Origin of the sequence: Oligoflexus sp. (assembly GCF_035712445.1) — a bacterium.
Lineage (GTDB): Bacteria > Bdellovibrionota_B > Oligoflexia > Oligoflexales > Oligoflexaceae > Oligoflexus.
On record NZ_DASTAT010000140.1, the window covers coordinates 109669 to 133358 of the forward strand.

Here is a 23690-nt window from a genome sequence, read left to right on the forward strand (position 1 = left end):
GACCCGTTAAGGAAAAGACTCGTAAAGGAACGTAAAAATATGACCACCAAGCCAGTTCGCAATGTTGTCATCGTCGGGACCGGACCTGCGGGGCTGACTGCAGCCATCTATGCTGCCCGCGCCAACCTCAGTCCAGTGATCTATGCGGGAATCATGCATGGTGGTCAGCTGACCACGACTACGGAAGTGGAAAACTTTCCCGGCTTCGAACACGGTATCCTCGGCCCCAAGCTGATGCAGGATATGAGCGCGCAGGCGGAGCGTTTCGGTACCGAGATCATCTACGATACGATCACCAAGGTGGACTTCTCGGGCCCTGTGAAAAAACTGTGGACCGATAGTGAAGAGATACACGCGAAAGCCGTGATCATTTCCACGGGCGCGACTGCCAAGACCCTGCAGGTCGATGGCGAGTGGGGCCTTATGGGCCGTGGTGTTTCCACCTGCGCGACCTGTGACGGATTCTTCTTCAAAGGCAAGCGCGTGATCGTGGTCGGCGGCGGTGATTCGGCGATGGAAGAAGCGAATTATCTGAGCAAGCTTTGCAGCGAGGTGATCCTTGTGCATCGCCGTGAAGTTTTCAAGGCTTCGCCCATCATGCTCGACCGCGCCCGCAAGAATTCCAAGATCAATTTCAAACTGCCTTTCACCATCAGCTCCCTGCAGTCGGATAATTCGGGGCTGACCGGCGTGGTCCTGGAAAATACGGAAACCGGTGCGAAAGAGGAGATGAAGATAGATGGCCTTTTCTATGCCATCGGCCATACCCCCAACTCGTCGGTGTTCCAGCCCTTTGTGGATTTGGACGATCATGGTTACATCAAGGTCACCAACTACACCAAGACCAAGACTCCAGGCGTGTTTGCCGCCGGTGATATCGCGGATCCGCATTTCAAGCAGGCGATCACGGCAGCCGGCATGGGCTGTCAGGCCGCGATCCAGGCCCAACATTACCTGGAAAGCCTTTCCAACTAGGAGCACCCTGTGAGTTTTCTTAAACGCATTCAGGAAAAATTCAGCGGCTCGGAAGCACGTCCCGCTGCGACTCCGGCCGCTCCCGCGCCTGCGCCTTCTGCTCCAGCAGAAAAGGCTCCGGCCCGTGCGCCCGGCGCCCAGGCTCAGGTGCCGCCGAAAGCTGGTGCTTTGGATCAGGTGAAGCATCTGATCGCCGTCGGTTCCGGAAAAGGCGGCGTGGGAAAATCCACGGTCGCTTTGAATTTGGCTCTGGCCCTGGCTCAGGATGGATATAAAGTCGGCATCGTGGATGCCGATGTTCATGGCCCGTCCCTGCAGCAGATGACGAACGCCGCGCGGCCGACGATAACCGACGATGACCTTCTTATTCCCTCGGAATATGAAGGCGTGAAGCTCATGTCGATCGGAATGTTCGCGGCCCCTGGCCAGGCCCAGCTGATGCGCGGGCCCATGGTGACCCAGGTGATTCGTCAGTTTCTGACTCAGGTGGTCTGGGGTGAACTCGATTACCTCGTCATCGACCTGCCGCCGGGAACCGGAGATATTCATCTGACTCTGGCGCAGATGGTGCCTCTGAGCGGTGCGGTGCTCGTCACGACCCCGCAGGAGGTTTCGCTCATCGACGTCCGCAAGGCCGTGCACATGTTCAAGACCGTGAACGTGCCGGTGCTCGGAATCGTTGAAAACATGAGCTACTTCATCTGCGATGGCTGCGAGAAAAAGCATTATATCTTCCGTCGCGGCGGCGGCAAAAAACTTGCCGACGAAGCCCAGATTCCTTTGCTGGCTGAATTGCCCCTCGACCCCCGCGTGGCGGATGCCGGTGATGAAGGCGTGGCCTTCGTCGTCAGCAATCCATCCTCGGTTGTCGGTCAGGCCTATCAGGAGATGGCAAGACGCGTGAAGAGTCACGAGGCCCTTGTGAATCGTGACAGCGATGGAGCTTTGGGCTATTTCCTGTTGGAGTGGAAACGCAATGTCTGATCAAGCGCGAGTACAACGCATCTGGCAACAGGATGATCGCACTCTGGCTATCAGCTGGACCGATGGCCGCAAGAGTCTTTACGATGTGGTGGAGCTGCGCCGGCAGTGCCGCTGTGCGAACTGCGTCGATGAAGTGACCAAAAAGCGGACGGTGAATCCGGATGATATTCCGGAAAGCGTGCGTCCCGTCAAGATAGAATCGGTCGGACGCTATGCCCTGACGATTCAATTCACAGACGGCCACAGGACCGGCATCTATCCCTTTGAAAGGCTGCGCGAGATCGGTTGATGCCGATCTTAATGCGGGCCTTCGTTCAGGTATTCATCCAGGGCTGCTGCGGCAGCCTCGAATTCCTGCTCCAGGTGTTTGACACCTTCCGGCCCCAGGCTCAATTTCACTTCCGCTTCGGAATTCTCCAGGACCATCAGCAAATCAGACAGCCGCAAGGCACCCACGTTGTGGGCCATGCCCAGCATTTTGTGGATCACATAGCTGACTTCCGCTTCATCCTGTTTCTGCAGACCTGCATCGAGGCGCTTCAGATGCTCTGGCAGGTGCTTTTGAAAGATGCCGACCAGCTTCGGTAAAAGTGGATCCTCGGTAACCCCTTCATCCATCGCTTCATACTGCGCGAGCAGGTTTTCATTCAGGATAGGACTCGAAGACATGAATGGCATGTCCTGATCCTCGGAAAGTTCGAAGAAGCTTTGGGGCTGAGGCATGGTATTCATTGTCTTTCCTCTCTCTAAATTTCGCAGCGCGACAGGCTGTGACTTCGGACTCACCCTGGTCTTTTCGTGAAGGCAGGGCGAAAGTTTTAGGGTCATCCTGCATTCACGAGTCGGTATTTCTCAAAGCCATGGGATATCTGCAAAAAGGGTTCCACTTTTTACCCTTTTGTAAGGATTGTTATGGCTGATTTTCCTGTAGTCAAGTCTGCGCTTGAAACACTGTGTCGTGCTGAATTCTGCGGGATTGTCAGGATTCGTTCCTTGATATCAGAGGCTTTTAAGGCCCCTCCTGCGTCTGAATGCGATAAGTCAGTAAAAAGCCAGAAGGCGCGCCCTCTCTGCCTCGTTGAGCCTGCTCAAGACAGGGGCAGGCTCCGTGAAATGAGCCCCGCGCGCCTCTTACTTCCCGGGCAACTTTTGAAATTATCTCAGGTCAGAGCGAGGGTTTGGACCTGTGCTGAAGAAATCGGGTCCGGGGCGATGAATTTTAAGAGCACAAAACGCGATAGGGATAGTGGCGGGCGAAGTTTGTCTTCGCTCCACAGCCAATGGAGGAACACACCATGACTGAGACGATGGGAGATCAGCCACGCATTGTACTGATTGATGATGACCCTGTTTATGGAGCCGTAATCGGCCGTTGGGCAAAGATTGAAGGAGTGGAGCTGGATGTCTTTCATTCCCTGGATGATCTTGGATTTGTCGGTCTTCTGGCCCAGTATGATGTTGCAATCGTGGATTATGATTTGGGCGAGATCAATGGCAAGGATGTGGCCGATTACATGACGACCCTGTTCGGCAACAAGCCCATGATCATGATCAGTGGAGTGGACCGCAGCCAGGAAATGATGCAGTGCCCGTCCTGCGTGAAGGCTTTCATGAAAAAATCGGCCGGCTATGAGAAAATCCTCAACACCGCGCTGAGTATTCGTCGTAAAGGCCGCATGGAAAACTACTGATCAGCTGCCGGAGGTCTGTTTCTTTTGAAAGAGGGCCCTCAGGGGCTCCAATTTTTCCATCTGCGGCTGGGCCGGTCTTTTCTCTTCCACCCGCGCTTTCAGATCCGATGGCAAATCGCCGAGTATTTCCATCTCATATTCCATCCAGACCCCATATTCGCGATAGACGAGCTCGCGCATGGCCAGAGTCAATTCGAGGATATCGCGGCTGCCGGTACCTTTGTTATAGACGAAATTCGCGTGCTGGGGATTCAGGGCCACTTCGGGGCGGCTGAGCTTATGGGCTCCTGCCTTGTCGAGCAGCATGCCGCTGGGAACGCCAACCTTATAATCGTTTTTAAAGACACAGCCGCAGGTGGGATAAAGGAATTGCCCCTTTTTCACCCGATCCTGCTCGTAGAACTGCATGCGGGTTTCAATCGAACCGCGCACGCCGTCCTGCAATTCCAAAACCGCGGCGGCCACGATGGCTCCGTTATCCATGAAGAGCGTATCCTTATATCCGCGGAAGATGCCTTCAGCGGCGGAATAAACGCGAATGGTGCCATCGGGCAGGACGGTGTGCACTTCCTTCGCCACCTGGCTGATTTCGCCGCCGTAGCAGCGCGCATTCATGCGCACGGTACCACCGATCTGTCCGGGCAGGCGATGCATCCAGGCCACGCCGTCCAGTTTTGCTTCAAGGGCCGCCTTGGCCACATCCGTGTTGTCAGCGCCAGCCTCGGCATAGATGCGATGGCCCTGGACTTCAATTTTTTTCATCCGTCGGAATGCAATCACGGCTCCTGGCCAGTCCTCATCCAGAACCAGCGAATTGGTACCGCCACCCAGCACGAAGTACTTCTGCTGCGTTGCATGGAGGGCCTTCACGATGCGGCTCAGATCGTCGATGGACTTGGGTTCATAAAGCGCATGGCAACGGCCGCCGGTGCGGTAATAGGCCAGATCCCTTAGTTTCAAGGCTCATCTCCCTCGGCTTCGGGAAAGGTGGTGAAGAGAGCTTTTTGATAGGCTTTGTAGGTGTCGCTGTCGAAGAGGACCATCGTCACCCGGCGCAGAGCTTTGGGCTTTGCATCGCAGAATAACCTGATGCTTTCCATGGCAACAATAGCCGCATCCGTCACGGGATAACCATATATTCCAGTACTGATTGATGGAATTGCGACATGAAGCAATTTCGATTCAGCTGCCAAATGCAGACTGTTTCGATACGCGGACTGCAGGAGTTCGGCTTCCCGTTCCTTGCCGCCTCGCCAGATCGGGCCCACAGTATGAATCACATGTTTCGCAGGCAGACGACCGGCCGTTGTGATCACGGCTTGACCCGTTTCACAACGTCCGATCCTTTCACATTCTTCCAGAATGCTGGGCCCACCGACCCGGTGAATCGCTCCGTCCACACCGCCGCCGCCCCGTAAGGACGAGTTTGCGGCATTCACCATCGCATCGCAGACGAAGCTGGTGATATCCCCTTGGAAGAGATCGACGGCAGTTCCCCGGTAATGACGCAGGCCCAACATTGCTTATCTCCGTTTTCTCTCCAGAGCGGTTTTCAGCGACACGCCGATATCCGCTGGACTCTTCGCAACCACGACGCCGGCTTCTTCCAAAGCGGCCATTTTCTCGGCAGCTGTGCCACTGCCGCCCGAAATAATCGCGCCTGCGTGGCCCATGCGCTTGCCTTTGGGTGCGGTTTGACCCGCGATGAAAGCAGCGACTGGTTTTTTGATGTTCTCTTTGATGAATTTCGCGGCTTTGATTTCCGCGTCACCGCCGATTTCACCGATCAGTACGATGCCTTCGGTCTGGGGATCTTTTTCAAAGAGTTCAAGGACGTCGATGAAGTTGGTGCCGATGATGGGGTCACCGCCGATGCCGACGCACGAGCTTTGACCGATGCCCATGGCTGTGGTTTGACCCACGGATTCATAGGTCAGTGTTCCCGATTTCGAAACGATGCCAGCCGAACCCACTTTGTGGATGTGGCCGGGCATGATCCCGATTTTGCACTGGCCGGGTGTGATCACGCCGGGGCAGTTGGGACCGATCAGGCGCGATTTGGAGCGTTCCAGGGCTTTTTTCACAGGAACCATATCCAAAACGGGAATGCCTTCGGTGATACAGATGATGAGTTCGATTTCAGCATCGATCGCTTCCAGGATCGCATCCGCCGCGTAAGGGGGCGGAACGAAGATCATCGACGCGTTGGCGCCGGCTTTTTCACGGGCTTCATGGACGGTGTTGAAGATGGGCAGATCGCTCACACCTTTTTGTCCGCCTTTGCCTGGAGTCACGCCACCGACGAAGCGGGGCGCGTATTCGTGAGAAAGACGGGTGTGGAATTCACCAGACTTGCCGGTGATCCCCTGAGTGATGACGCGGGTATTTTTATCGACAAGAATAGACACGGAGCTCTCCTTCAGTCTTTACTTCACAAGTTCGACGATTTTCTTCGCGCCATCGGCCATGTCGCTGGCGGCGTAAAGGTTCAGGCCGGATTTCTTCAGAATCTCTTTGCCCTGCTCCACGTTGGTTCCTTCGAGGCGCACAACCATGGGAACGCGCAGTCCGAGTTCCTTGGCCGCTGCCACGATACCATTGGCGATCACATCACAGCGCATGATGCCGCCGAAGATGTTCACGAAAAGACCTTTGACGTTCGCATCCGAGAAAAGGATGCGGAAGGCGTTGGTCACGGTTTCCTGGGACGCGCCGCCGCCGACGTCAAGGAAGTTGGCAGGCTTGCCGCCGTAGTGCTTCACGATGTCCATCGTCGCCATCGCAAGGCCGGCGCCGTTGACGAGGCAGCCGATGTTGCCGTCGAGGCCGATGTAGCTCAGGCCGAATTTCGAAGCGGTGACTTCGCGCTCGTCCTCTTCCATGTAGTCGCGGAAGAGTTCGACCTCTTTCTGGCGATAAAGAGCGTTGTCATCGAAGTTCATTTTACCGTCGAGTGCGAACATCTTGCCCTGATCGTTGACGATCAAAGGGTTGATCTCGAGCATCGAGTAATCGTACTTGATGAACATCTTGTAGAGATTCTTGACGATCGGGGTCAGTTCCTTCTGCTCGGCTTCCGGCAATTTCATGCCCCAGCAGAGCGAGCGGATGTGGTGACCCTGCAGGCCGATGGTTGGATCGACGATGACGGTCACAATTTTTTCCGGGGTTTTCGCGGCGACTTCCTCGATGTCCATACCGCCTTCGGTCGAGAACATGATGCCGATGCCTGCACTTTCGCGGTCCAAAAAGAGAGCGAGATAGTATTCTTTTACGATCTTGCTTCCGGCCTCGATGTAGACCTTGTGGACCTTTTTGCCCTCGGGAGCCTGATGCGTGATCAGGTTCATGCCGATCATGGCTTCTGTAATCTTACGGCATTCCTCGGGGCTCTTGGCGAGCTTGACGCCACCAGCTTTGCCGCGTCCGCCCGCATGTACCTGGGCTTTAACAACGGCAACTTCAGTTCCGAGACGGCGCATGGCAAATTCTGCTTCAGTGGGATTGGTGGCCAGGTATCCGTCAGGAACGGGCACACCATTTTGCTTGAAGAGTATTTTTGCCTGGTATTCGTGGATGTTCATTTAATCCTCCGGAGCATCGACAAATCGTTTGCAGGTCGCAATAGGCTAACATACTATGATCGGACCTTGCATCCTTAATCACGGACACGGAGGGGTTTTGATGCCATTGCCGACAAAGGGTCGCGTTCTTATTGCAGGAGGCGCCGGCTTTCTTGGGAGTCATCTCTGCGATAGATATATTGGCAGGGGCTGGGAAGTTCTCTGCGTTGATAATTTCCATACGGGAAACAAGGCCAACGTTCGTCATCTGATGTCGCACCCGAACTTTGAGCTTGTGCGTCACGATATCGTCGAGCCCTATCTGGCTGAAGTGGATTTGATCCTTAATTTTGCCTGTCCTGCGAGTCCTGTGCACTACCAGAGCAATCCGATCAAGACCATGAAAACCTCGGTGCTCGGCACCATGAACCTGCTTGGCCTCGCCAAGCGTGTGGGCGCGCGCCTCACCCATGCCAGCACTTCCGAGGTTTACGGCGATCCCATTCAGCATCCGCAGACGGAGGCCTACTGGGGCAATGTGAATCCCATCGGTGTGCGCAGTTGCTATGACGAGGGCAAGCGCGCCGCGGAAACTCTTTGCTACGATTACAATCGCATGCATGACGTCGATGTGCGCCTCGTCCGTATCTTCAATACCTACGGACCCCGCATGGCGCCTGATGATGGCCGGGTCGTTTCGAATTTCATCGTGCAGGCCTTGCAAGGGGATGACATCACCATTTACGGCGATGGCTCGCAAACGCGCTCCTTCTGTTACTGCGACGATCTTTTGGATGGCATCATTGCGCTGACCGATCAGGATGAAACGCTTGGGCCCATTAACATTGGAAATGCCAACGAATTCACTGTCGCCGAACTCGCTGAACGCGTGATCCGTCTGACCGGCAGTCGTTCGCGGATTGTGCGGAAACCTCTGCCTTCGGATGATCCCAAGGTTCGTCGTCCCGATCTTTCCCTGGCGCAGAAACACCTGAATTACCAGCCTAAGATCGAACTCGAAGAAGGCCTCAAAAAGACCATCGACTATTTCCGCACTGTCCTCGCACAACGCTAAATCGAGCAGAATGAAAAAAGATGGGCACCCGTCCTTACGGACGGGCCTATGCCAAACGAGCCATTTGGCGGCGAAGGGGGAGTAAACCCACGGGATAGGGACTTCGTACCACTAGGGCGAGTTGGACCAGAAAAACGAGGAAGAGACGTGTTTTCCTGATACCGATTCAGGTACGGCATGTTGAGAGTACATCTGTAATAAAGCTACGCGAAAACCTGTGACTAATCGGGCCTTTCTTATCGAGGCAACCGAGAAGCTAATGTTTTGATTGAAATGGAAAATTTCGATCATTCCAGGGCTTTCACGTTCTTGCATAAAATCCGGGGTCGAGAGCGAAAGGGGCTGCTGGACCTGAGCCTGAATCTACGGCCAGCTGCTCATGTTATCCAATACTTTGCACAGCCCCATCGAAGGACCTTTCACATCACGCTTTCCAGCTTTTCGCTCATTCTTAAGCGAAATGTGCTGCTTGTAAGAAAGCAAGATCTCATGAAATCAGGGTCTTGTACAAATTGATATACAGCACGAATGGCATTCGAGCCAGGAATGGTTGAGGGTGGAATTTGAAAACTTTTTCATGGTGATTAAAATTAGGTAAATTTATGTAGAATTCTTTCCGCGCACCAAAGGTTGACGGGATTCCATGAAACTCTTGCTGCAAAAGGGTTTCCAGATTTTGAATCGTTTCGACGTATAAGACGCTTCACCAGGCCGTAATGAACCAAACCCCGTCGATGCAGGCTTTGCGGTTCAGGCTATGCAGAAGGACGCACAAATTTTCACGGTGAAAATCCCACGGCGGAACTGCGCGCTACGAAGAGAGGAGGGCAGGACGTCGAAAAAGGAAAAAGCCTCCAACCGATGTGGAGGCCTCCGCGGCGATCAGCCTTGACGAACCATGGTCTGCATGTAGTTGTTTTGACCCTGGACAACGACACCACCGACAGGCGACCAGCCTTTGCCGATGTAATAGTTCACCTGATCTTCAAGATTCCGCACGGAATCTTCGACAAAGAGTTTGTATTCCAAAACCTTATTGGCTCCGGTCGACTTCACAGCCGATGCGGGAGCGGCAGCGCTGGACTTGCCAACGCTTTTGCGAGCGCTGCTCTTGACGGCGCCTTTGGTCTTGACCACCGTCTTGCTGCTCTTGCTTTTGCCAGCGCTCTTCTTAGCCTTTGCCATTCGTAGCCTCCGATTCAAAATATGGAATTACAGCCATTGTACACCACGTTCAAGGTGCTGAGAACAAAGCTACCTTTTTCCAAGCCTCCAGCTCAATCGTATCCTGCACTTTTCTCGGGCCACTTTGACGTTTTTTGGCCTGCAGAATCCTAGCCAAACTGGATTTCGCCAGGCTATAAGAATGGCACAAGAATGAAGGAGTGATGGCCCATGACCCTTTCCCAGGCAACGGTATACAAGCCCCAGCATCAAATACGTATTGTCACCGCGGCATCTCTGTTCGATGGACATGATGCCGCGATCAACATTATGCGTCGTATCCTGCAGGCCTCGGGAGCCGAAGTGATTCACCTGGGCCACAATAGATCTGCCGCGGAAATCGTCGAGTGCGCAATCCAGGAAGATGCCCAGGGCATTGCGATCACCTCCTATCAGGGTGGTCACCTGGAGTTTTTCAAATATATCCATGACCTCCTGAAAGAGCGCAAGGCCAAGATCAAAGTCTTCGGTGGCGGCGGCGGCACGATCCTGCCTACCGAGATCGAAGAGCTTCATGCCTATGGCATCACCCGCATTTATTCCCCGGACGACGGTCGCGCCATGGGTCTGCAGGGCATGATCAACCATCTGCTGCAGAGCTGTGATTTCAGCACGCAGGCGCCTCCGGTCGAAGCCCTGCTGCCGCTTGTCACGAAGAAGGATCCGCAGGCGATCGCACGGGTCATTTCTGTGGCGGAAAATTTTGGGGATTATCGCGAGACGCTGCAGAAGCACGTTCAGGCGCTGCACGCTGATCGCAAAGTCCCGGTGCTCGGCATCACAGGGACAGGCGGAGCCGGCAAGTCCTCGCTCGTGGATGAGCTTGTTCGGCGTTATCTGCGTTCGCATCAGGATAAGACCGTGGCGATCATTTCCGTCGATCCCTCGAAACGTAAGACTGGTGGCGCTTTGCTGGGCGACCGCATCCGCATGAATGCGATTCATCATCCCCGCGTTTACATGCGCTCGCTCGCCACTCGCCAATCCAATTTGGCGCTGAGTAAATACGTCCAGGATTCCATCGAGATCTGCAAGGCGGCCGCTTTTGATCTGATCATCGTGGAAACCTCGGGCATTGGCCAGTCCGATACCGAGATCGTCGAGCATTCGGATGTTTCCCTTTACGTGATGACTTCGGAATATGGTGCGGCCACGCAGCTCGAAAAGATTGATATGCTGGACTTCGCCGATGTGATCGCGATCAATAAGTTCGATAAGCGCGGCTCGCTCGATGCTCTGCGCGATGTGAAAAAACAGTACAGGCGCAATCAGAACCTTTGGACCGGATCGGATGATGATCTGCCGGTGCTCGGAACCATCGCGTCACAGTTCAACGACAGTGGCATGAATCAGCTGTATAATCGGCTGATCGACGTTCTGAACAGCAAGACCCAGAGCCGCTTTCAAAAGCTTACGGCGGATGGACTTGGCTCAAGTCAAAGACGTTACCTCCTGCCCCCGGATCGCGTGCGGTATCTGGCGGAAATCAGCGAGAACCATGAGCAGTATAAGACCTTCACCCAGCAGCAGGTCGCGATCGCCCGGCAGCTCTTCCAAATTCATGGGACCATCGACTCGCTTCGGAAGGCGCAGACCAGGACCCCACGTTACGTCAGCTCCCTGGAGGCCGAGGCGTCTGACAGCTTAATTGTGCAGGAATTAATCAAACACTATAACGCACTGGAGCCCCGCCTCGATCATGAGTGCCGTCAGATGCTTTTGGGTTGGCATGAATTGAAAGAGAAATATGCGAGCCACGTTTATCAATACAAAGTTCGCGATAAGGTTTTTGAACAGAGTCTTGTGCATGAATCCCTGTCCCATCTGAAGATACGCAAGGTGTCGTTGCCTCGTTATGAAGACTGGGGCGAAATCCTTGGCTGGCTTCTGATTGAGAATGTGCCAGGAGAATTTCCTTACGCCGCAGGTGTGTTTCCGCTCAAGCGCGAAGGTGAAGATCCGGCGCGCATGTTTGCGGGCGAAGGCGGTCCTGAGCGGACCAATAAGCGTTTTCATTACGTCTCGAAAGGCATGCCGGCCAAGCGTTTGTCGACCGCCTTCGATTCGGTCACGCTTTATGGTGAAGATCCTGATCATCGCCCTGATATCTATGGCAAGATCGGAAACTCCGGTGTGAGTATCGCCACCGTTGATGATGCCAAGAAACTATACTCGGGCTTCAACCTCGCGCAGCCCAATACCTCTGTGTCGATGACCATCAATGGTCCTGCGCCGATGCTGCTCGCCTTTTTTCTGAATACAGCCGTCGATCAGCAGTGCGAACTTTATATTCGCGAGCAGGGTTTGACTGCAGACGTTGAAAATAAAATCAAAGAGATCTACCGCGGCTACGATGTGCCAAGGCCGCGCTACAACGGGGATCTGCCTGAAGGCAATGATGGCCTTGGTCTTATGCTCCTTGGCGTCACAGGTGATCAGGTTCTGCCGCGTGAGGTCTATGAAAAGATCAAGGCGAGCACACTGAAGCAGGTGCGCGGAACTGTTCAGGCTGATATTTTGAAAGAGGATCAGGCGCAGAATACCTGCATTTTCTCGACAGAATTTGCGCTGCGCATGATGGGTGATATCCAGGAATATTTCATCAAAGAGCAGGTTCGGAATTTCTATTCCGTATCCATCTCGGGCTATCACATCGCGGAGGCGGGTGCGAATCCCATCACCCAGCTCGCGTTTACTCTCGCGAACGGCTTCACTTACGTCGAGTACTACCTGTCGCGCGGGATGCATATCGACGATTTCGCGCCGAACCTTTCCTTCTTCTTTTCGAACGGAACGGATCCTGAGTATGCTGTGATTGGTCGGGTCGCGCGGCGCATCTGGGCGAAGGCCATGAAGTATAAATACGGTGGCAACGATCGCTCGCAGAAGCTGAAGTATCACATCCAAACATCAGGACGCAGTCTCCATGCGCAGGAGATCGCATTCAATGACATCAGAACCACGCTGCAGGCGCTTTACGCGATCTATGATAACTGCAACTCCTTGCACACCAACGCTTACGACGAAGCCATAACGACGCCGACCGAGGAATCCGTGCGGCGGGCTATGGCGATTCAGTTGATCATCAATAAGGAGCTGGGACTCGCGAAAAACGAAAACCCGCTGCAGGGTTCGTTCATTATTGAAGAGCTGACTGACCTTGTTGAAGAGGCTGTGATGGCGGAATTCCGGGCGATCTCGGAACGCGGTGGCGTTTTGGGAGCGATGGAACGCATGTATCAGCGGTCGAAGATCCAGGATGAGTCGCTTTACTATGAATCCCTGAAGCACACGGGTGAATTGCCGATTATCGGCGTGAACACTTTCCTTGGCAAAGACGGATCGCCGACTGTGATCCCGGCGGAAGTGATTCGCTCGACTCAGGTCGAGAAGGAGTTCGCCATCCAATCCACGCACGATTTTATCAAACGTCATGGCCGGACTTCAGAGGAGGCGATTGCCCGTTTGAAAGAGGCGGCTCTGGATGGTAAAAATATTTTCCAGTGTCTGATGGATGTGGGACGTGTCTGTACCCTGGGGCAGATTTCGCAGGCGCTCTATGAGGTCGGTGGTCAGTACAGAAGGAACATGTAAGCACCCGGAAAACTCGAATTTGGTCGATTTCATAAAAATGATCGGAAATTAAAGCCTTTTCCTTATCTTCGACGCGGGCTGTACATCATGTACAGCCCCGACTTTTTTTCTGCGCTTGTTGGACCTAACGAAAACCGCTAACGTATTTCCTAGACATCATAACAGTAAATATCCAATGGAGGGAGGTCCCATGCGTGAACCCCGTTCTCACGTTATCACCTTTGCCAATATTAAAGGCGGAGTTGGTAAAACAACCTCGGTGACCAACATCGCGTTTCTTTTGGGCACCGTTTTGAACAAGAGAGTCCTGGTGATTGATTCGGATGATCAGGGCAATGCTACCAAGGCTTTGGGGGTGCGTGACCTCTTCGATCGCAACCAGGAAACGCTCTGGCATGCGCTGCGGGGCAAGCTGCCCTATGATCAGGTCATGGTCGAGAGTCCTTATAAGAATATCTGGGTGATCCCTTCGACCAAGGAATTGAAAGCGGCGCAGACGGAGTTTGGCCGTTCGGCTCGTGGGCTGAAACTTTTCAAGCATCTTTTGAAGGGTGTGGAGAAGAATTTCGATTTCGTTCTGATCGACACCAAGCCGCAGATCAACGTTTTGCTGCAGGCGGCGCTGGCGGCTTCGAACTGGTATCTGATCCCGAGCTTTCCCGAGCCGGATAGCTATGATGGATTTTTGGATCTGGTCGCCGAGTGCGAGGAGATCCATGACGAGGAAAACCCGCAGCTGCACTGCCTGGGCGTTCTTCTGAGCTGCGTGAAGAAAATCCCGGCTCATGATACCTACATCCGCTTTATCAGCAAGCACCTGAAGGCTGCGCGGGTCAACCTTTTGAAGCCGGCGATCCGCGTGTCGAACGCGGTGGCGACGGGTAACCTGCAGAGCTGTCCTGCTGCGGCTTTGCCGAGCGCGCGGACCATGAAGGATGATTACCTGAAGTTGACCAAAGTTATTCTAAAAGCGGTCGAAGCCAAGAAGCTGGAGCGGCCCAATCTTGAACACCTCGGCGTTCTGCGCGAAAAGGTTCGGGATGAAGGGGAATGGCAGCTGCAGGACAGCAACGAAGAAATCAATCTGCTCTGAGAGAGGCTCCCATGGCATCAATGCGAGAAATGGCGAAGAAGAATCTCGAGAAAATGGTGAAGGGGGCCGCACGCGAGGTGAATACGTCGCGTCCCGGTCGCTCAGGGGCTTCCGCAGCCCCTGCCGCCGCAAAAAAGCCCGCGGCTGAAGCTCCAGCAAAATCAGCGGCCGCCCCGGAAGCCTCTGCACCTGCAAAGGCTGGTGCCACAAAGGAAGCTGCTACGCTTGAAAAAGCTGGAGCCGCAGCGGAAGGTGCTACAGCTGCAAAAGCTGGTGCCACAAGGGAAGCTGCTACGCTTGAAAAAGCTGGAGCCGCAACGGAAGCTGCTGCACCCGCAATGGCCGGTGCTGCAACGGAAGCCGCTGCGCCTGCAAAAGCTGATGCCACAACAGAGGCTGCTGCGTCTGCAAAAGCCGGTGCTGCAACGGAAGCTGCCGCGCCTGTAAAAGCCGGTGCCGCCTCAGAAACTGCGGCATCTTCAGAGAAATCGGCTGATGCTGCGAAAATTTCGGCGTCTTCAAACGTTTCCGCCGCGGACATCGAGGTAAGTCCCGGCAAAACTGCCTCGGCAACGGCATCTTCACAGAAATCTGCCGGTGCTGCAGACGCTCGCGCCCCGGACATCGAAGCAATTTCCGGTAAATCTGGTCCTGCGACGGCATCTTCGCAGAAATCTGCCGGTGCTGCGAAAGTCTCGACGTCGTCAGACGTTTCCGCCGCTCAAGCATTTTCTGCGAAAGCTGCACCCTCTTCAGGGAAAAACCTTTCAGCTGCGGACGTCGCGTCGTCTTCTGCCAAAACTCCAGGTGTCCCCGCCTCGGTCTTTGAGCAGCTCCAGGCGCAGATTCAAAAGAACGGCAAAACCATTCAGAAAGTCCCCGTCGAGAGCATCAAGCTGAATGAAAACATTCGCGAGGCCTATAACGACGAGCATCTGAAAACCCTCGCCGATTCGATGCAGAAAGACGGCCTGATCCAGTTCCCGACTCTCTGCCTGAAAGCAGGCGCCAACGGCGAATTCACCTTCGTCTGCAAAAATGGTCATCGCCGTATCCTGGCCGCCAGATCCCTCGGCTGGAAAACCATCGAATGCGTGATCCTGCCCTTCGCCTCGACCCGCGACGAGCTTTATCACACGATCGCCGCGAACCTTCGTGAAGACGTTTTCTATCTGGATTTGTCCCAGGCCTATCAGCAGGCCAATCACCTCGGTGAATCCGATCAGGCGATTGCTGAACGCGTCGGCGTGAATCCTCGAACAGTCGGTTGGTATCGTCGCCTGACAACCATGGCTCCCGAATGCCAAGCTCTTTGCCGTCAGTACCCCGATCTTTTCCACGCGACCTGGGCCATTCAGCTTGCCCGTAAAGGGGAATTGCCTCCTCTTGCGGTCCTGATGAAGCAGATGCAGTTCATGCTCGCGCGCTATCAGGCTCTCCGGAACAACGCAGATCAAGCTGCGCAGCCCGATCGTCTGCCAAAAACGATAGACGTGGAGCAGCAGAGAGAAGCGAAAGCGTCCCTGAAATCCCTTTTCTCGGGAGCGAGGGGCTCGACCGAAGCGCAGCAGGCCTGGCAGCTGGTCGAACAGCTCTGTATTGCTGGCTATTTTAAGCCGGCACTCCTGAACCGCATGCGCCGCCAGCTCCTGTCCGGCGCGCAAAAAGGCTCCCGCCGCGCCTCTGCCGCCGAATCGTAATCGCCTTGTTTCAGCGCTGAATAATTCCTATGATCCTCCCTTCGCACCATCCCAATCCGGGGTGGTGATGCAAGGGAGCTTTTTTTCTATGCCTGAATTGCCAGAAGTCGAATGTTTAACCCGAGCCGTTCGATCGGTCATTCTCGGGAAAAAGCTCGATGAAATGGTCTTTCATCGACCGGATCTTCGCTGGCCGATTCCGACGCAGGATTTGCAGGAATTGATTGCCGGAAAAACCATACTCTCCGTGGAACGCCGATCCAAATATCTTCTGATCGAAACCGAAAGCGGATATGCCATCATCCATCTGGGCATGACGGGCAATATGCTCTTCAGTCCCGAAGCCACAGGTCGCTGGAATCACACGCATGCGAGTTTTCGCGTGCGCGATGATTCCGGCCCTATCGGCTATCTGCATTACGTGGATCCAAGACGTTTCGGCTGCATTCTGTGCAGTTCGCGGGATGCGCTGGTGCAGCATCCGCTGCTCAAGAATCTAGGCCCTGAACCCCTGGACACCGAAAATCTTGATGAAATTCTATTCCAACGCAGTCGCGGCAAGACTGTGGCGGTGAAGAATTTTCTGATGGATGCCCACAATGTCGTGGGCGTCGGCAATATCTATGCGAACGAAAGTTTATTCCTTGCAGGTGTCAAACCTTCGCGAAAAGCATCGGCTGTGAAGCGTGACGAGTGGAAAAAAATCAGCGACGCGATCAAAAAAGTTCTCGCCGCTGCCATCCAAGCTGGTGGAACCAGTTTCCGGGACTATAAACATGTCGACGGAGAACCCGGTTATTTTGAACTCTCACTCAGCGTTTATGGCCGTGAAGGTGATCCTTGTTTGCGCTGTAAAACAGGGATAAGCAGCAGCAGAATTGGGGGTCGTGCGACCTACTTTTGCTCCAGGTGCCAGCGCTGAAACCCACGTCCTGCCCGCATTAAGCGACAAATCAGTCGGTATTGACGCATCTGAAAAGGCCGGGTTCCCGTGTGATTTCAGCGGGTTACACGGTCTTCCCGGCACCGCGTAAAAAAATTTGCGATGAAGCACAAAAAACCTCACTAAATATGTTGACATTGTCTCTCAAACTGCTAATTTGTCGCAGCTAAGGCATTGAGTTCACGTCAAGCCTCCACGGAAGATCCGCAGGAGTCCTGCAAAAAGCCCTTCCGAGTTGAAACTGATGTGATCATCGGATACGAGAGATGCCAAAGTTTGCTTGTGAGCAGGAGTTCACGGCATGCAAGACAGGACAAGGCTGCAGGATGCGGCTGCCATCGGTCCCTGGATGGGGAAGAGATGTTAAGAGAACGGATGTCTCGAGTCCTGTGTGAGCGATGGGGTACCAAAGTTTCTTGCGGATGTGAGGAACGGGATAAATAGCCAAATCGGAGGAAATCAGCTATGATGACACCGGAAAACACGAATGATGCTGCACTCAACTTCGACACATCTTCTGTCACTTTTCCCCCTGGAACAAAACTGCGTGAAATCGAGCGCATTGTGATCCTGGAAACCTTGAGACAGAAAAACTTCAACCGTACGCATACCGCCCGCGCTCTGGGTATTGGTATCCGCACGCTGCAGCGCAAGCTGAAGCGTTACGGCGCGTCTGACTGGGGTCTCAAGACCAAGGTTGGCGGTGAAGACATGGTGGAAGGCGCTGAGAGCCCTTCGTTCACCAACTAAGTTCCAGCCCTGCGCTGAACAAGGGCCCTGCAGAAGTGCGGGGCTCTTTTACTTAGTCCTTCTCCTCTCCTGTCGAGCTTTTTGGATTCAAAAAGGTTGACAGCAAAAAGACGAACCCTTATAAAGTGTCTTCCGATGGGGATGTAGCTCAGGTGGTTAGAGCACACGCCTGATAAGCGTGAGGTCGGAAGTTCGAGTCTTCTCATCCCCACCATCAAAAACCCGGTTGAAGCGAAAGCACAGCCGGGTTTTTTGCGTCCGCTCCGCGGATGGCGACGCAAGCGGGATGGCGACGCAAGCGGGATGGCGACGCAAGTGCGACGACGCAAGTGCGACGACACAAGCGGGATGACGGAGGCTGCTTACGGACATCCCATCACACTTCATGTCTTTTCCATTCCCGCGCGTCCCCGTTTATAAAAAGGGCATGCGAACTTATTACGTCTACATCCTTAGCGACCGCCACCGACGACTCCTCTACACCGGAGTGACGAACCAGTTGGAACGTCGGCTGCACGAACACCGAACGAAACTTAACCCCCAGAGCTACACAGCACGTTATGACATCACCTATCTCGTTTACTTTGAACGGCATGCCTATCCAGGTGCGGCCAACCGTCGGGAAGAGGAGATCAAGCAGATGAGCCGCTGGGAAAGGGAGCAACTCATCAGGCAGTTCGAAGCCGAGGAACGGGGCTGCCCCGCGCATCTGAAAAATCCTTATGCGTCGCCTGGTCGGCAGGCATCGGAACCCAGAGGGCCCTGGACCTTAAGGAACTGCGATCCGAAATAAGAAAGCGTCAGAGATTTGACAGCTGACCTTTGATTTGTTTCTTACGCTGATCAGCCGAGGCCGATCACACTGCGCATCGAAATTCGTTGGCGCGAGGGGATGCTTAGCATTTGGAAATTTTCCCGTTAAGATGATGTCCTCGCGGATGATTACCGACTCTCATAAAGGGGGAGGCGCCATGTGCCCACAAACTTCCGGATCGCCTTATCCGGCCAGTGCCGAAGAAGCCCAGATCGAAAAACTTTATCTCAGCATGATCGAAGGCTGGAATCAGCGTGATGCACAAAAGCTCGCGGCCGCCTTTGATGATGATGGAATGATCATCGGCTGCGATGGAACACATCACAGCGGAGCTCAGGAGATTGAAGAATCCATCGCACGCATCTTCCGTGATCACGCGACTCCACCTTTTCTTATCAAAGTGAAAAGCATTCGCATGCTGACAGCGGACGTCGCTCAGCTCGAAGCGTTGGTCGGCATGATCCCACCCGGGAAAGAGGAACTCGATCCGAAGCTTCATGCCTTTCAGGTGATGACGGCCGTAAGGCGAACGCGCCGTTGGACCATCAAGCACCTTCAGAATACTCCGGCCCAGCTGCACAGCCAGCCCGGAGCCCTGGACGCCTTGAGTCACGAGCTTTTGGCTGATAAATTAAATAATTTCAGTTAGTTAAAATTATTTTGAAAGACCCTTATTTTTCCTGGCTGACTTTCCGATTAGAATTAGAAAATATTTCTAGTAATTATTTCTAATTTTGGGGAGACGGTCATGCGCAAACACTTTCTGGTTACCGGAGCCAACCGGGGCATAGGAGCAGCCATCACACGCGAGCTCGCCGCAGCCGGGCATCAACTGACGCTGTTTTGTCGCGATTTAAAGGCCACAGAGGCCCTGGTCCGCTCTCTGCCTTCCCGGCAGGGGATCAAGGTCCTGGAGGGCGATTTAGGCACTCTGGCGGGCATTCGCGCAGCAGCCCAGGCCATGGCGACCCTTCCCCCGCTTCAGGGTCTGATACATAACGCAGCGCTCTGGCCGCAGCACAAAATCATAACAGTCGATGGACTGGAACAGTCCTTCGTCGTCAATCACCTTGCCCCTTTTCTCATCAACCTCGAATTGGAAGAACGATTCAAGCGCGACGGCACACGCGTCGTGCAGATGACGGCCGGACTTTATCCGATCGGGGATCGCAACTCTACGGCCACTGCCGTCGGGGATAATTTCAGCGCGTTCAAGACCTATGCCTCGACAAAGCTCCTGAACCTTGCTACCACGATGACATTTGCCGAACGCTGGCAGGGCAGTCCGGCGACCATCAACGCCGTGCATCCCGGCGTTGTTCGCACCGATCTGGGAGCGATGACGGGAGTGAAAGGACGGCTTTTGAATCTGATCAAACGCCTCTGGCTGACGCCGGAAGAAGGAGCCAAGGCTCCCGTTTTTCTGAGCACGGCCCCTGAACTTCAGGGCATCAGCGGCCGTTTTTATGATCGTTTCAAAGAGGCGAGCCTCGCTCCTTTTCTGCAGGATCCGAATTTTCGCGAGGCTGTCTGGCAGCAGGCCCTGCATACCACCCAAAAACGTGAGAGCGACCGTGGCCGGAAAACAGCAGCGGGGTCAGGAAACCTCGGATAAAGTTTTGAAAGCGGCACTGAAACTCTTCAGTCAGCATGAGCTTTCAATTGAACGCCTGAGCGAAGCGTCAGCTGTCTCGGTGGGATCGATCTATCATCATTTCGGCAATCTCAATGGAGTTTCGGCGGCGCTTTATCAGAAGTCGATGGCTGATCTTTTGGAAAGCATCATCGCCGCCGTGAAGAGTGAGTCGAGCGCGCGGGACAAGGTCCTGGCCCAATCGCGGGCCTATATGGAATGGACGCGGGAAAAGAAAGCCGCGGCCCGTTTCATTCATGCCTCGGCCTATGCTCCTTACATGCAGCAGTACGGGGATGAAATCAGGAAGGCCAAGGAACCCATACTGCGGGAGCTGATGGGTTTTTTCGAAGGGCATATTCGTGCCGGTGAGATGATTCCTTTGCCTTTACCGCTTTATGAAATTTTATTGATCGGACCTCTTGCGGAGCTGGCGCGACGCTGGCTGAGCGGAGGCAGCGGACTCGATCTGGATCAGGCCGCGGACCATTTGCCCGAACGGATCTGGCGATCTGTGGCACCGAGGGAAGGATAATATGCGCGTTAAACAGGTGATACTCATTCGCAAGGATCTCAACATGCGGCGCGGCAAGGAGATCGCCCAGGGATCCCATGCGTCGATGGACTTTCTCATCGAGCCCCTGCGGCAGCTTTTGGTCCAGGGGAAAGCGACCCAGCTCGCCTTCACCGAGGTCGAGACGCACTGGATTGTTCACGGCATGGCCAAAGTCTGTCTGCGGGTGAACAGCGAAGAGGAGCTGGTGGCTCATCACGAAAAGGCCCTGGCCGCCGGTTTGAAAAGCCATATGATCCAGGACAGCGGGCGGACCGAATTTCACGGCCAGCCGACACTGACGGCCTGTGCCATTGGGCCCGATCTGGCGGAGCGGATTGATGAAATCACGAGAGATTTGACCCTCTATTGAAAAATCGGCTATAGGAAACCCCAGGACCAACTGGGGAGACCTATCGTGAAATTTCAAGTCATGGGTATCGTCGCATGCCTCGCTCTATTGCCCGCCTGCGGTCATAAGAAAAGAAAAAAAGATATTCTGCACGCACCCGATGTGCTTTTGGTCGAAACGCCTTTGTCCCTTGCGGGAACAAGTCCAGCGTCCCGCGATGATGCCGCCTTCAATCGCTGCATGACAGGCAACGCTGATCCCGATGTGCTCGCCGGCTGCAATCTGCCTTATGTCGAGGTTCCGAGCATTCCGCGCGAGGATCAGGTGGAAAGCATCCTGGGATCGACTCTGATCAGTCATGACTGGCAGAAGGAACGCTTCCGAAGCTTTCTTCTCAGTACTCGTCCGGAAATCATTTCCATGCTGTCCTGCGTGAAGGGTGTGGCGATTTCCAGCGATATACGCCCTTCGTTTTACTATTCCCCGAGCGGCGGCATTTACCTCGATGCGGGCTATTTCGCAGCCACCACCGAGGAATCCGGGACGGTCAGCACCAATCCGGATTCACGCGAACAGAATTTTGATCAGATTGATCTTCTCTTTTTCACTGTCGATACGGTTAAACCTAAAACAGCGGAAGAAGCGCGCTACCTTGATTTGGAAGGACTATTGGCGCATGAGCTGGCCCATGCCTGTGACTTCAAAGCGGATGCGGTGAATGGCAGGCATCTTTCGGACGATTTGCCGGAAACACCGGAAAATGCCGTGTATCAGCTGGCCCAGTGGCTTTACTTCGGCAACGGGAGCGCCAAGGCGAAGCTTTCTCAGTATACGCCCGAGGAGATCGGAAAATCCTATGAAGAAAGCCCGATCGTCGACATCTACGGTTACGGCAATCGGTATGAGCATCTGGCGATGATCGTTCAGAATCACCTGGCTTTTGAATTCGATGGCAACAACCGCGTGGACCTGCTTACTGATAATCCGAAAGAGAAACAGAATCTGCGCGATTTTCCCATCTACTGGGGCATGACCGGAAAATTCTGCCAGCCGGATCTTTTTGCCAAAGGGCGGGACATCACAAAGCGTGCTGTGCCGATGGCTTTTGATTTCCAAAGGACCATCGCCGATTGTCCGACAGTCGTGCATCCCGCAGGCACAGCGGTCTATCAGGTGCTTGGCCTGCCTCCCAGCCGACCCGCGTCTTAAGTGGGAAAGACCTGATAGGGATCTTTACAGGATGTGCAGGAGCCGAAATAAGGCGGCTTGCCTTCCTGGTACTCCATGACATTGGGCTTGCCGCAGACGGGGCAGGGGAAAGATCCGGACATACCGTGAATGCTGCCCCGGCTTTTCAAAAAGACCATGACACCCACGATCGGTGCCGCGATCAATCCACCAGGCACGGAAAGAAAATGCACGCCGGGAATAATGATGGTGCAGAGCGCAGCCAGCACGGTCAGGCCTCCTGTTTTCAGGCCTCTCAGTATAGCATCGCGCTGCGTGATCCGCCGGATGTGGGCGGGCCCTTTTGCTTCCTTGCCATTGGCCACCACTCGCAATTGACCGTCAGATTCTGTTGTCATGGATATCCTCTTCCGTTTTGGGCTCATCATATTCAAAGAAAAGATCTGCCTTGGCATCGCTGAGCGCGGCGCGATCCAAAAGTTCATTCAAAAGCTTGCCGAGCTGAATCTGATCATTGAGATCCATCTCAGCCAGCGCCTTCAGCAAGCGATCGGGAACACTGGCTGCCGCCTTATCCACAAGCCGCCGGCCTTTTGCGGTCAACCCCAGCATCAGGCGCCTGGAATCGGCAGGGGAGGGACTGCTCTGCACAAGGCCCTTGTCCACCAGTTTCCGTACGACAACCGACAGCGAGCTTTGGTGGGTGTAGGTCAGTAAAGCCAATTCGTTAAGCGAACGCTTTTGCCCATCCTGAAGTTTTTGCAGAGCGAAAAGCTGGGCCGTGCTCATGCCGAGCTGCTTTTCCGTCTGCCGGGATCCGACGTGAAGCGTGCTGACCAGACGGCGGAGGGCGTTCAGGATGATATGCGAATAAGCGGACATGGCTTCAGACATAAGGCTCCACCCGATATATGGGATCCCATATTTTCACCTCTTGCGGGTCATGGCAACCAAAACCTGCGGTTTCTCGCTATTATGCCAGGGTGGATGCTACGCATTTGCCCTTGCACAGCCGGAGGCAGTCCTGGAAAATACCGGACATTCCATCCACCCGAATCCGGATCTGGCATGACTCTGACTCAGCTCGAATATATTCTGGCCATCGCCCGTACGGGCAATTTCAGCAAGGCTGCCGAGGAATGCCATGTAACCCAGCCAAGCCTTAGCACTCAGGTGATGAAGCTCGAAGAGGAGCTGGCCGTTCGCATCTTTGATCGCGATCGGCGCTCGGTGACCGTGACCGATGCGGGGCGGGAAATCCTGGACATGGCGCAAAGGGTTTTGGATGAATCCCAGCGCATCCACGATATCGCGCTCAGCTATCAAAAAGAGATTCGCGGCGTTCTGCGGCTCGGCATCATTCCGACCATAGGGCCTTATCTATTGCCGGCTTTCAGTGCGGCCCTGGCCCGTGACTACAAAGGCCTTCTTGTCGAGATATCGGAAGATAAGACTGAGGCTTTGATTGATGCTCTGGATAAAGGGCGTTTGGATGCAGCCATCCTTTCCACGCCGCGCAAAGCACCGGAGGCTTTGCTGGAACGGGTGCTTTACTATG

At 54.3% G+C, this 23690-nt stretch carries 25 protein-coding genes and 1 tRNA gene; 18 read left to right on the plus strand and 8 right to left on the minus strand.

All coding sequences use genetic code 11. The features are described 5' to 3' along the window. The first annotated feature begins 39 nt into the window (after positions 1–39). From trxB to VFO10_RS29530, 3 genes are read left to right on the plus strand one after another with little or no spacing between them, the layout of a single operon-like run. Entirely contained in the window at positions 40–975 is a 936-nt protein-coding gene (trxB, locus tag VFO10_RS29520; RefSeq protein WP_325145624.1) for a thioredoxin-disulfide reductase, read from the plus strand. A 9-nt stretch (positions 976–984) separates the two neighbouring features. Continuing rightward, positions 985–1959, plus strand: a complete 975-nt coding sequence (locus VFO10_RS29525; protein ID WP_325145625.1) for an Mrp/NBP35 family ATP-binding protein — start codon at positions 985–987, stop codon at positions 1957–1959. Further along, positions 1952–2248, plus strand: a complete 297-nt coding sequence (locus tag VFO10_RS29530) for a DUF971 domain-containing protein (RefSeq protein ID WP_325145626.1) — start codon at positions 1952–1954, stop codon at positions 2246–2248. Before VFO10_RS29525 ends, VFO10_RS29530 begins: the two co-directional genes overlap by 8 nt. Before the next feature lie 8 nt (positions 2249–2256). On the opposite strand, the gene VFO10_RS29535 is transcribed toward VFO10_RS29530, so the two are convergent. Then, a complete protein-coding gene (locus VFO10_RS29535; RefSeq protein WP_325145627.1) occupies positions 2257–2691 on the minus strand; it encodes an Hpt domain-containing protein in 435 nt (144 codons plus the stop codon). Between the two features lie 563 nt (positions 2692–3254). Here VFO10_RS29535 and VFO10_RS29540 point away from each other — a divergent pair. Beyond that, positions 3255–3650 (plus strand): response regulator, encoded by a 396-nt coding sequence (locus VFO10_RS29540; protein ID WP_325145628.1) that lies wholly within the window; start codon positions 3255–3257, stop codon positions 3648–3650. On the opposite strand, the gene murB is transcribed toward VFO10_RS29540, so the two are convergent. From murB to sucC, 4 genes are read right to left on the minus strand one after another with little or no spacing between them, the layout of a single operon-like run. Next, complete coding sequence (murB, locus tag VFO10_RS29545; RefSeq protein WP_325145629.1) at positions 3651–4610, minus strand: UDP-N-acetylmuramate dehydrogenase; 960 nt, start codon at positions 4608–4610, stop codon at positions 3651–3653. It lies immediately after the preceding gene. Then, positions 4607–5170, minus strand: a complete 564-nt coding sequence (locus VFO10_RS29550) for an O-acetyl-ADP-ribose deacetylase (RefSeq protein ID WP_325145630.1) — start codon at positions 5168–5170, stop codon at positions 4607–4609. Before VFO10_RS29550 ends, murB begins: the two co-directional genes overlap by 4 nt. A gap of 3 nt (positions 5171–5173) precedes the next feature. Further along, entirely contained in the window at positions 5174–6058 is an 885-nt protein-coding gene (sucD, locus tag VFO10_RS29555; protein ID WP_325145631.1) for a succinate--CoA ligase subunit alpha, read from the minus strand. 18 nt (positions 6059–6076) lie between these two features. Continuing rightward, positions 6077–7234: an ADP-forming succinate--CoA ligase subunit beta gene (sucC, locus tag VFO10_RS29560; protein ID WP_325145632.1), complete on the minus strand. Its 1158-nt coding sequence runs from the start codon at positions 7232–7234 to the stop codon at positions 6077–6079. Positions 7235–7334: 100 nt separating this feature from the next. Between sucC and VFO10_RS29565 the strand changes: the two genes are divergently transcribed. Then, on the plus strand, positions 7335–8288 hold the full coding sequence (locus VFO10_RS29565; RefSeq protein ID WP_325145633.1) for a UDP-glucuronic acid decarboxylase family protein: 954 nt from the start codon (positions 7335–7337) through the stop codon (positions 8286–8288). Positions 8289–9170: 882 nt separating this feature from the next. Here VFO10_RS29565 and VFO10_RS29570 read toward each other — a convergent pair. Further along, positions 9171–9473: a hypothetical protein gene (locus VFO10_RS29570; protein WP_325145634.1), complete on the minus strand. Its 303-nt coding sequence runs from the start codon at positions 9471–9473 to the stop codon at positions 9171–9173. 210 nt (positions 9474–9683) lie between these two features. On the opposite strand from VFO10_RS29570, the gene VFO10_RS29575 reads away from it, so the two are divergent. The 12 genes from VFO10_RS29575 to VFO10_RS29630 all read left to right on the plus strand — a co-directional run bounded on the left by VFO10_RS29575 (position 9684) and on the right by VFO10_RS29630 (position 22153). Then, positions 9684–13106, plus strand: a complete 3423-nt coding sequence (locus VFO10_RS29575; RefSeq protein ID WP_325145635.1) for a methylmalonyl-CoA mutase family protein — start codon at positions 9684–9686, stop codon at positions 13104–13106. A gap of 190 nt (positions 13107–13296) precedes the next feature. Continuing rightward, complete coding sequence (locus tag VFO10_RS29580) at positions 13297–14199, plus strand: ParA family protein (RefSeq protein WP_325145636.1); 903 nt, start codon at positions 13297–13299, stop codon at positions 14197–14199. 11 nt (positions 14200–14210) lie between these two features. Continuing rightward, on the plus strand, positions 14211–15899 hold the full coding sequence (locus tag VFO10_RS29585; RefSeq protein WP_325145637.1) for a ParB/RepB/Spo0J family partition protein: 1689 nt from the start codon (positions 14211–14213) through the stop codon (positions 15897–15899). Between the two features lie 88 nt (positions 15900–15987). Beyond that, complete coding sequence (gene mutM / locus VFO10_RS29590; RefSeq protein WP_325145638.1) at positions 15988–16821, plus strand: bifunctional DNA-formamidopyrimidine glycosylase/DNA-(apurinic or apyrimidinic site) lyase; 834 nt, start codon at positions 15988–15990, stop codon at positions 16819–16821. A 486-nt stretch (positions 16822–17307) separates the two neighbouring features. Then, positions 17308–17592: a helix-turn-helix domain-containing protein gene (locus VFO10_RS29595; RefSeq protein ID WP_141730981.1), complete on the plus strand. Its 285-nt coding sequence runs from the start codon at positions 17308–17310 to the stop codon at positions 17590–17592. A gap of 137 nt (positions 17593–17729) precedes the next feature. Beyond that, positions 17730–17806, plus strand: a tRNA-Ile gene (locus VFO10_RS29600). A 213-nt stretch (positions 17807–18019) separates the two neighbouring features. Continuing rightward, positions 18020–18385, plus strand: a complete 366-nt coding sequence (locus tag VFO10_RS29605) for a GIY-YIG nuclease family protein (RefSeq protein ID WP_325145639.1) — start codon at positions 18020–18022, stop codon at positions 18383–18385. 178 nt (positions 18386–18563) lie between these two features. Then, the gene (locus VFO10_RS29610) at positions 18564–19055 is read left to right on the plus strand and encodes an SgcJ/EcaC family oxidoreductase (RefSeq protein ID WP_325145640.1); all 492 of its coding nucleotides are present in this window, start codon (positions 18564–18566) and stop codon (positions 19053–19055) included. Between the two features lie 99 nt (positions 19056–19154). Further along, positions 19155–20021 (plus strand): SDR family NAD(P)-dependent oxidoreductase, encoded by an 867-nt coding sequence (locus tag VFO10_RS29615; protein ID WP_325145641.1) that lies wholly within the window; start codon positions 19155–19157, stop codon positions 20019–20021. Next, entirely contained in the window at positions 19981–20574 is a 594-nt protein-coding gene (locus VFO10_RS29620) for a TetR/AcrR family transcriptional regulator (protein WP_325145642.1), read from the plus strand. The genes VFO10_RS29615 and VFO10_RS29620 overlap by 41 nt, the downstream gene beginning before the upstream one ends. 1 nt (position 20575) lies before the next feature. Further along, on the plus strand, positions 20576–20965 hold the full coding sequence (gene pth2, locus VFO10_RS29625) for an aminoacyl-tRNA hydrolase (protein WP_325145643.1): 390 nt from the start codon (positions 20576–20578) through the stop codon (positions 20963–20965). 45 nt (positions 20966–21010) lie between these two features. Continuing rightward, positions 21011–22153 (plus strand): hypothetical protein, encoded by a 1143-nt coding sequence (locus tag VFO10_RS29630; protein WP_325145644.1) that lies wholly within the window; start codon positions 21011–21013, stop codon positions 22151–22153. Here the strand turns inward: VFO10_RS29630 and VFO10_RS29635 are convergent. Together VFO10_RS29635 and VFO10_RS29640 are read right to left on the minus strand one after the other, a co-directional pair. Further along, complete coding sequence (locus VFO10_RS29635; protein WP_325145645.1) at positions 22150–22530, minus strand: hypothetical protein; 381 nt, start codon at positions 22528–22530, stop codon at positions 22150–22152. The two genes, VFO10_RS29630 and VFO10_RS29635, sit on opposite strands and share 4 nt — an antisense overlap. Next, positions 22514–23026 carry a MarR family winged helix-turn-helix transcriptional regulator gene (locus VFO10_RS29640; protein ID WP_325145646.1) on the minus strand — a complete coding sequence of 171 codons (513 nt, stop codon included), beginning with the start codon at positions 23024–23026 and terminating at the stop codon, positions 22514–22516. Before VFO10_RS29640 ends, VFO10_RS29635 begins: the two co-directional genes overlap by 17 nt. Before the next feature lie 174 nt (positions 23027–23200). On the opposite strand from VFO10_RS29640, the gene VFO10_RS29645 reads away from it, so the two are divergent. Next, positions 23201–23690 (plus strand): LysR family transcriptional regulator (locus tag VFO10_RS29645; protein ID WP_325145647.1); only part of this gene is annotated, 490 nt, incomplete at its 3' end.